Raw genomic sequence first — 8415 nt, forward strand, 5'->3', positions numbered from 1 at the left:
TCATCTTTCTAAATAAACTTAAATTACGACGCTTGCTGGCTTAGATCGCCATCAATTTTACGCGCATAGCCACGCGGTGTGTACATGCGTGGGCCGGTCCCAAGCTGTGCGAGTTTCGAGTTGGAAGAACCAACCAAAACCACCGTCAGCATATCGACCTCATCGACTTCCAATGCGTCCAAACGACGATAGCGCACATGCTCTTCCGGCCGCCCCAAGGACGAGGCAAGCATCACAGGCGTATCCGCAGGGCGATGCTGGAGCAGAATGTCGCGTGCTTCAGCCAGCAAAGTGCGTCGTGTTTTAGAAACAGGGTTGTAGAACGCGATCACGAAATCACCCTCCGCCGCCGCCTTCAAACGTCGCAAAATATCATCGCGCGGCGTCAGTAAATCTGACAGCGAAATTGCGCAAAAATCATGCCCCAAAGGCGCACCAGCCCGCGCCGCTGCTCCCTGCAAGGCCGACACGCCAGGTGAGCAAATCACTTCGACACGGCGCGCAGCGTCCGTGACGCCCATCTCATCCGCACCGCGATCCATCAATTCAAAAACAAGCGCGCCCATCGCATAAATGCCCGCATCACCAGAACAAACCAACGCAACATTCTTGCCCTGCCCCGCTTGTTCTAACGCATAGCGACACCGCGCCTCTTCACCACCCAATGGGAAGTCCGAACGCTCTTTGCCAATCGCCAAAGGTCCAAGCAGGTCAATATATAGCCCATAGCCCACCAATTCCTCAGCGTCCGCCACAAGGCGCGACACTTCAGGTGTGCGCCAACTCGCTTGACCGGGCCCAATACCGACGATCGACAGCGTGCCGCGCGCACGACCTTTCAATTTAACAAGTGGCGCGATCGCCTCGCCCAGGGCCACTGTCACATTCGCAGTCTTACGTTTCGCAATTCGCAAAGACCCTTCCGCGCCAACCATCGCCAAAGCCGCGCCTTCGCTGACGCCGTGACAGCCCACTTCTGCGAAAACCACTTCGGATGGGTTCTCCAAACGCGTTGTCTCGGCCTCCAGCTCTGCTGCAGAGAAAAGCCGCAAAGGCTTGCCGAGACGCTTGGCCACCTCAATCATCGCAGGCTCATCACCTTTCAAATCAATCGATGCAACCGCCGCAACAGCCCCTGCCGCAACGCCAGCCTCGTGCAGCACCGCCTGAACCTGCTCCCACATCTCCGCAGGATCGGTGTTGCGCGCGCAACCAAGCCCCAGCACAAAGCGCTGCGGATGATAAACCAATGCCGTCTCAGACCCTTGCTGACGCGTATCCGTCACAATCAACTCAACGCCAGTTCCGGTGTTTTCAATCCCAAAGATATTCTCGCCTTTGACCTGAACACCAGCGCTGCCAAGCATCGCAGCCATCGCCCCTTTGGCATCCTCAGGATTGGCCAAAGCGTAGCCAACAGGTGGCTCATCCAAAGCCACGCCCAGCGCCACGTCCCCCGCCGTTGTTACGGCAGCAACGCCACCCAATGCCTCAGAGATCTCACGCGCCAGACGATTTGCGCCCCGATGCCCACCAAGCAAAGGAACAACCACAGAGCCATCGTCGCTGACAGAAACAACAGGTGGCTCTGCGCGTTTGTCCGCAAGCAAAGGCGCAACACCACGGATCAAGATCCCGCTCGCGCAAACGCCCACGATTGGCACGCCCGCCGCAAACAAATCACGCGCATGATCAAGCGCATTGGCAAAGAAAGCATCCGCTTGTTCAACACGCCCCTCGCGTCCATGCACCTGTGCATCAATCGCTTTCGCCACGCGGTGCGCAGTGTCCTCACCAGAGCGCGACAGCGCCAATACAACGGGTCTCACAGCCATGGATCGGCTCCCTTAGTCAGTAATATCATAGAAAAATAGGGCGCCTTTTCAGGTGCATCCTTGAGCGGCAAAACCACCTCTTCGGGCAAGCTCGCGCGCTCTACATAGACCGCATGCTCAGTCAAACCGAGGCCGTCAATCACACCCCTGATCTTCGCCAAATGTCGCCCAACCTTCATAATCGCCACGCTTTCAGCGCCTTCAATGCGCGCGCGCAGCTCATCTTCGGGCAACGGTCCTGGCAAAACAGTCAGCCGTTCATTGCGCGCCGCGAGCGGCATGCCCGCACGTGCAGCACATGTGGTAATCGAAGTTACGCCTGGCACGACTTCGACGTCAAATTTTTCAGACAATCGCGCGAAAAGATACATGAAGGAGCCGTAAAAAAACGGATCGCCTTCGCATAGGCAAATCACATCATCCCCACTCTCAAGCGCAACGGCAATCTCGGCCGCGCCTTTGTCATAGGCCGCTTGCGCAGGTGCGCGCTCCACACTCATGGGCACATCCATCACAATCTCACGCGCGCCGCTCGGAATTACATCCGCTGCGATAGAGCGCGCGAAACTCGCAGCCCCTGCAAGCGCTGGATAGGCCACAACACTTGCACCAGAAATCAAACGATGCGCGCGCAAAGTCATCAATTCAGGGTCGCCCGGCCCAAGGCCCACACCATACAGTTTTCCACTCATCGCTTGATCAAGCTCCACTGTGTGACGGGCATAAGCGGACGCCATCCCGTGAGCGAACCAACGGGTTCCGCTCGGTTCACCTGTAGTTTCACCAATTGTCCGCCATGTTTCTTGTGCAAACCGATCAGCACCGCTTCGCTTTCCAACGTGACGGCATTCGCGACCAAACGCCCCAAAGGACGCAGCGCCTCCCACGCAGCCTCAAACGTCGCATCCGACAGGCCACCGCCTATGAACACAGCATCAGGCGCGGCCAAACCGCTCAAAGCCTCGGGCACTTTGCCGTCGATCAACTCTAACTTAGGCGCCCCGAGCGCGAGTGCATTCGCCGCTGCCATCGCCCGCCTGTCCGCACGCGGCTCAATCCCGATCGCGCGGGCATAGCGCGCAGCGCGCATCCATTCGACAGCGACCGATCCGCAGCCTGTGCCAATGTCCCAAAGTAACGCCCCACGCATCGGCATAAGCTTGGCCAAAGTCGCCGCGCGAACCTCTTGCTTTGTCATCGTTCCATCACTTTGAAACAACTCATCCGCGAGGCCCGGCACACGCGGCAAAAGCGCCGCATCAGGCCCAGCAATACACTCAACAGCCATGGTGTTGAACGCAGGCACCTCGTGCGCCCAATCACTGGCAATCCCGTCAAAGCGCTGCTCGTCCTTGCCACCCATGGCCGCCAAAACAGTCATCTTACTCTGCCCGAACCCGCGCTCGGTCAAGAAAGCAGCAATCTGTGCGGGCGTCTCAGCACCGGTCGTCAAAATCAACAACCGAATATCGGGCTGAATGTAAGCGATCATTTGCTCCACCGGGCGACCATGCACCGTCAGCGTTTCCACATCCGGCATAGACCAACCCATGCGCGCGCCAGCCAGTTGAAACGCGCTCAACTGTGGGTGATAGGTAATCTCGCTTGGATCAATCGCACGACCAATTCGCGCGCCGACGGAAAACCACAAAGGATCGCCAGTTGCCAAGACAACAACGCGCTTGCCGCGATAGCTTTGCAACACACCAATCAAAGCATCAAACGGTGACGGCCAAGCAACGCGCTGTGCCACGACGCTCTCGCTCAAGCGATGATGGCGATCACCGCCGATGATGATCTCAGCGGCCTCGACAACAGCGCGTGTGGCAGGGACCAAACCGTCCATCCCGTCTTCACCTATCCCGACGATATGAAGCCAAGGCTCAGACATGATCTTCCTCTCTTTCAAAATATCCCCGCCGGAGGCATCCGATTTTTCTAGAAAAATTGCTCATCGTTCTTCGGGCAGCCCAGCCGCTAAAGCATTGACCGCAGCAGAGGCAATCGCGGAGCCTCCACGACGACCCCGCAAAGCGATAAACTCACAGCCTCTCGAACGCGCGGCTAATTCTGCTTTGCTCTCAGCAGCTCCCACAAAACCAACAGGGAAGCCAAGGATCACCGCAGGCTTGGGTGCGCCCGCATCAATCATTTCTAGCAAATGAAACAGCGCCGTCGGCGCATTGCCCACAGCCACAACCGCACCTTCCAAATGAGGTTCCCACAACTCAACAGCCGCAGCCGAGCGCGTGTTGCCAATCGCTTTGGCATGATCAGGTGTGCGCGGATCGTTGAGGGTGACAATCACTTGATTATCGCTCGGCAAATAGCGCCGAATGATACCGGCACCAACCATTTCGCAATCACACAGCACTGGTGCGCCCGCTTTCAACGCACGATGTCCCGCCAGATAAGCGCCTTGCGAATAGGCAATCCTATCGGCAACTTCGACCATCCCGCAAGCATGGATCAAACGCACAGCTAGGCTCTGCATGCCAGTGTCAAAGCGATCCAAATTCGCCTCAGCCCGGACAGTTGCAAAGCTTTGACGATAAATCTCTGCTGGATCGCGTTCGTAAGGTCTCACGAACGTTTCCGCGCGCTTTCTGGACCGTGCGGGTGCTTGGCATGCGGGTATTCCGCGTGATGGTGGTGATCATGGTCATGATCATGCCCGTGGTGATGGAGATGCGCATGATCATCTTGCATCTTCAAACGGCACATGCCGGTACAAAACGTATCGCACAGTTTGCAATCAGCCACATTCGAGCCCGGTGCAGAAGCGCCCTGCCCTTCCACATGATGGTGATGGCTTTCTTGTACCGCGCCTACTTCATTCTCGAACCCTAAAACCTGCGTGCGGTATTTGCACATTACGCATGTGGGCGGCGGAACAGAGGCAAACGCGGGATGCGCGCGGTCTTCGGGTTTGATGTGGTGATGCTCGCCATTGTCGAACGCCAGAACCTGCTCGCGAAACGCACAAATTCCACAGTTGGGCGGTGGCACAGCGCCAAGTTGTTCGCTCACGCGTTCTGCAAAGGTCTCTAGAACTTTTGGGTGATCCCCTAAATAGCCCGCTTTAACGAAGGTAATCTCAGGATGCTCGGCAGCCACTTGGTCCGTAAAGCCATAGATACGGTCAATCAAAATACCGCTGAACAGGAAATACGGGAAAACAATGATCCGTTTGTAGCCCAGCTTGGAGGCATGTTGCAGGCAAGGCTCTACCAGCGGGAAGGTCACACCCGAATAGCCGACTTCTAGCCAGCCAAAACCTATGCCCTCTTGCAGCATGCGCGCGATCTTGGCGACGTTGCCGTTGGCATCAGGGTCAGACGCGCCGCGCCCGATCACGACGAGGCAGGTGTCTTGCAAAGCAACTTCGCCGTGCTGCGCATTCGCGCTCTCAACCGCTTCGCGGATACGGCCACCAGCGGCGGCAACCATCTTGGGATCAACGCCAAGCTCCCGGCCGTAGGACACTTCAATCCCGTGCTTGGCCGCATATGTGTTCAGCACTGTGGGGATGTCATTCTTGGAATGCATCGCCGCGAACAGCATTCCCGGCACCGCTAAAATCTTGTCACAGCCAGCTTCGCGCAGCTTATCGAGACCATCACGGATCACAGGGTTAGCGAACTCAAGATAGCCGTATTCCATCTGCCAATCACTTGGGAGCAAGGGCGGCAATTTTTCTGCCAATGTCGAAAATTCATCCACTGCGGACTGGCTACGCGAGCCATGGCCACAAATCATCACGCCGATCTTGCTCATTGCTCTCAAGCCTCCTGCAATTCTTCTTCGTGCTCAGCGTCGTCATCGACACTGGCCTCTTCTTTCTTGCCCTTCGCGGCCGCCAAAGCACCCAGCGCAATGGCTGCGCCAATTGCAGCAGCGCCAAGCCAATGGCCGTGCCCTGCGACTTCAGCCAAATGACCCACATGCGCGACAGCCGCATTTGCCCAAAGCAAGGCGGTCAAAGATATCAAAGTGAGCTTCATCAGGCATCTCCGTGTTTTATTCGCGCCGAAACAGGAGAGTGCGCGAGCCATAGGTTCGCATCAACCACTGACGTGTTCGCCCCCTATTTGGGTCAACGTCTACGTCACACCTGTCCGGCCCCTTGGGCGTTGTCAGTCGTGCTTATAGGGGCGCTCGCGCGGCCTTTCAAACGGATTCGCGCCTCAATAGGGCTTAGCTGCGACGTCGCTCGAACCAACGCTCAGGCGTTGCAACCCCGTCTATCACATCATGGGTGTCGTGGGTGTGTTGAAACGGTGTACGCGCCAACAAAGAAAGGGCGCGTTTGTTGTCTGCATGGGTGATTGCAACGATGCGTGCGATCTTGGTTTGCGTGAAAAGCCATGCGCAAACCATCTCGACTGCCTCAAATCCAATGCTTTGGCGTTGAACATCGCGGGCCAAGGTAATCCCCAGTTCCGCTTCGCTTTCATCCTCTGCAATATGCACACCGATATCACCGACAAGCGTATCCCCTTCGCGCAGAGCGATGCCCAGCTGCGTCCACTTACCCGCGCTGAGCAAAGGCACATTTTGCATGTGAGCGAGAAAACCCATAGCTTCCGCCTCGTCCATCGCGTCCCAGCCTTGAAACTTGGCGACTTCGGGGTCACCGCGATAAGCACGAAACGACGCAACATCCTGTTTGGAGAGGCGGCGAAGGGTTAGGCGATCCGACTGTGCGAGCATCATTTTTCTGCGTCCTTAAAATACCTGTGCACCCTCGCACGATCTCTGCGCGCTGGTCGCTCTATGTGCGCAATCCCAAGTGATCTACATCCACCCTAACGAAATCGCGAAGGACGAATGATATGGGTTTGCTTATCGACGGAGTATGGCACGATCAGTGGTATGACACAAAAGCATCTGGTGGTGCATTCGTGCGCTCAACTGCGAAGTTTCGTAATTGGATCACCAAAGATGGTAGCGCTGGCCCTTCTGGCGAAGCCGGCTTTCCAGCGGAACTTGGTCGTTACCACCTCTACGTCAGCCACGCCTGCCCTTGGGCGCATCGCGCATTGATCTTTCGCGCGCTGAAAGGGCTGAATGATCATATCAGCGTTTCTGTTGTGCATCCCGACATGCTCTCTGATGGTTGGACGTTTGAAACTGATGAGCACGGTGCGACGGGTGACACGCTCTATGGCCTGCCCTTCGCACGCGATATCTACATCAAAGCGGACCCCGAGATTTCTGGCCGTGTGACCGTTCCGATCCTATGGGATAAACAGCGCGAGACTGTTGTGTCTAACGAATCCTCCGAGATTATCCGCATGTTTAACTCTGCGTTTGACGCGTTGACGGGCAACACCGCTGATTACTGGCCCGAGGAGATGCGCCAGAGCATCGAGGAGGTCAACGCCCGCATCTACGACACCATCAACAATGGCGTCTACAAGTCCGGTTTCGCCACCACGCAAGCCGCCTATGACGCCGCTGTTGGCCCCTTGTTTGATAGTCTTGAGTGGGTGGAACAAATCCTCAGCGAAAATCGCTACTTGATGGGCGATGTTCTGACAGAGGCGGATTGGCGGTTGTTCACCACCCTCGTGCGCTTTGATCCGGTCTATCACTTGCACTTCAAATGTAACCGCAAGCGGATCGTCGATTATCCAAATCTATGGGCACACACACGCGAGCTATACCAAGTGCCGGGCGTCGCAGAGACGGTGAACATGCAGCACATCGTGCGCCATTATCACTATTCTCACGAGACAATAAACCCGAACAGGATTATCCCGACGAACCCCGTGCTCGACTTCCTAGAACCACACGGGCGCGGTTAATCCCCACTCGCGTAATGCTGAACCATCGTCGCCAGATCTTCTGGCGGAGTTGCGCTTTGCACGAAGGCACAGGCGTTTGAGCTAAGCTGAAAAATCGATCCATCGGAAAAGAATGATGTGTTGGTCACAAAGATGATGCGCGATTCTGGTCTGCGGTAACTGGCGTAATCTGCAATCGCTAAAGCCTGACCATCTGCCAAAATCAAATCCAGAATGATCATGTCGAAATCCTGCGCGCTCAGAGCTGCGAAAGCCTGTGTTTGGCTTGAAGCAAGGGTGACGTTCATTCCGCGACGTTCCAAGCAGGCTTTCCAGAGTCCTCCCAGATCGGGCTGACTTTCGACAATGAGCACTTCCATTCTGATGTACCGTTTTTTAAGAGAGTTATTGTCAAATCTGGTGTTTGAGGATTGTTGGTCATGCAGCGATCTGGTCAGGTTTGGGTGTTTCCATTCCATCTTTGAACGTGACGCCTGTGATGACTTTGGCGAGGTAGTCAAAGCCGCGTAACTTCCTCCAGTTTTGTTCAGCGCATTGTCCGAGCTTGAACATCATGTGTAGCATGCCATCGCGTGAGAGGCAGCCCTTCGAGCGTTTGGTACGGTGGCGGATCGTAGCAAACGCGGATTCAATCGGATTGCTGGTGCGGATGCTCTGCCAATGTTGGGCTGGGAAGTCGAAGAATGCCATGAGCTCGGTCCGGTCTTTTTGCAAGCACAGCGTCGCCTTTGGGTACTTGGCCTCGTAGGTTTTGATAAACAGATCGAAGG

General features: G+C 56.1%; 10 protein-coding genes. 1 reads left to right on the forward strand and 9 read right to left on the reverse strand.

Annotated features, from left to right (window positions below):
* Positions 1-23 precede the first annotated feature (23 nt).
* The 7 genes from cobJ to PFRI_RS12865 all read right to left on the reverse strand — a co-directional run bounded on the left by cobJ (position 24) and on the right by PFRI_RS12865 (position 6551).
* On the reverse strand, positions 24-1835 hold the full coding sequence (gene cobJ, locus PFRI_RS12835; protein WP_072631104.1) for a precorrin-3B C(17)-methyltransferase: 1812 nt from the start codon (positions 1833-1835) through the stop codon (positions 24-26).
* Entirely contained in the window at positions 1826-2527 is a 702-nt protein-coding gene (gene cobI, locus PFRI_RS12840; protein ID WP_072631113.1) for a precorrin-2 C(20)-methyltransferase, read from the reverse strand. Before cobI ends, cobJ begins: the two co-directional genes overlap by 10 nt.
* Entirely contained in the window at positions 2524-3726 is a 1203-nt protein-coding gene (gene cbiE, locus PFRI_RS12845) for a precorrin-6y C5,15-methyltransferase (decarboxylating) subunit CbiE (RefSeq protein ID WP_072631105.1), read from the reverse strand. Before cbiE ends, cobI begins: the two co-directional genes overlap by 4 nt.
* A gap of 60 nt (positions 3727-3786) precedes the next feature.
* Positions 3787-4422, reverse strand: coding sequence for a precorrin-8X methylmutase (locus PFRI_RS12850; protein ID WP_072631106.1), 636 nt, complete (start codon positions 4420-4422; stop codon positions 3787-3789).
* Entirely contained in the window at positions 4419-5612 is a 1194-nt protein-coding gene (locus PFRI_RS12855; RefSeq protein WP_072631107.1) for a sirohydrochlorin chelatase, read from the reverse strand. Before PFRI_RS12855 ends, PFRI_RS12850 begins: the two co-directional genes overlap by 4 nt.
* 5 nt (positions 5613-5617) lie before the next feature.
* Complete coding sequence (locus PFRI_RS12860) at positions 5618-5839, reverse strand: DUF6732 family protein (protein WP_072631108.1); 222 nt, start codon at positions 5837-5839, stop codon at positions 5618-5620.
* A 193-nt stretch (positions 5840-6032) separates the two neighbouring features.
* Entirely contained in the window at positions 6033-6551 is a 519-nt protein-coding gene (locus PFRI_RS12865) for a GNAT family N-acetyltransferase (protein ID WP_072631109.1), read from the reverse strand.
* A gap of 119 nt (positions 6552-6670) precedes the next feature.
* Between PFRI_RS12865 and PFRI_RS12870 the strand changes: the two genes are divergently transcribed.
* Positions 6671-7645 (forward strand): glutathione S-transferase family protein, encoded by a 975-nt coding sequence (locus tag PFRI_RS12870; RefSeq protein ID WP_072631110.1) that lies wholly within the window; start codon positions 6671-6673, stop codon positions 7643-7645.
* Here the strand turns inward: PFRI_RS12870 and PFRI_RS12875 are convergent.
* Entirely contained in the window at positions 7642-8004 is a 363-nt protein-coding gene (locus PFRI_RS12875; RefSeq protein ID WP_072631111.1) for a response regulator, read from the reverse strand. The genes PFRI_RS12870 and PFRI_RS12875 overlap by 4 nt on opposite strands.
* 58 nt (positions 8005-8062) lie before the next feature.
* The coding region (locus PFRI_RS12880; RefSeq protein WP_175549257.1) for a transposase at positions 8063-8415 on the reverse strand (353 nt) is incomplete at its 5' end.

Source organism: Planktotalea frisia (genome assembly GCF_001890925.1).
In the GTDB taxonomy this organism is placed as follows: domain Bacteria; phylum Pseudomonadota; class Alphaproteobacteria; order Rhodobacterales; family Rhodobacteraceae; genus Planktotalea; species Planktotalea frisia.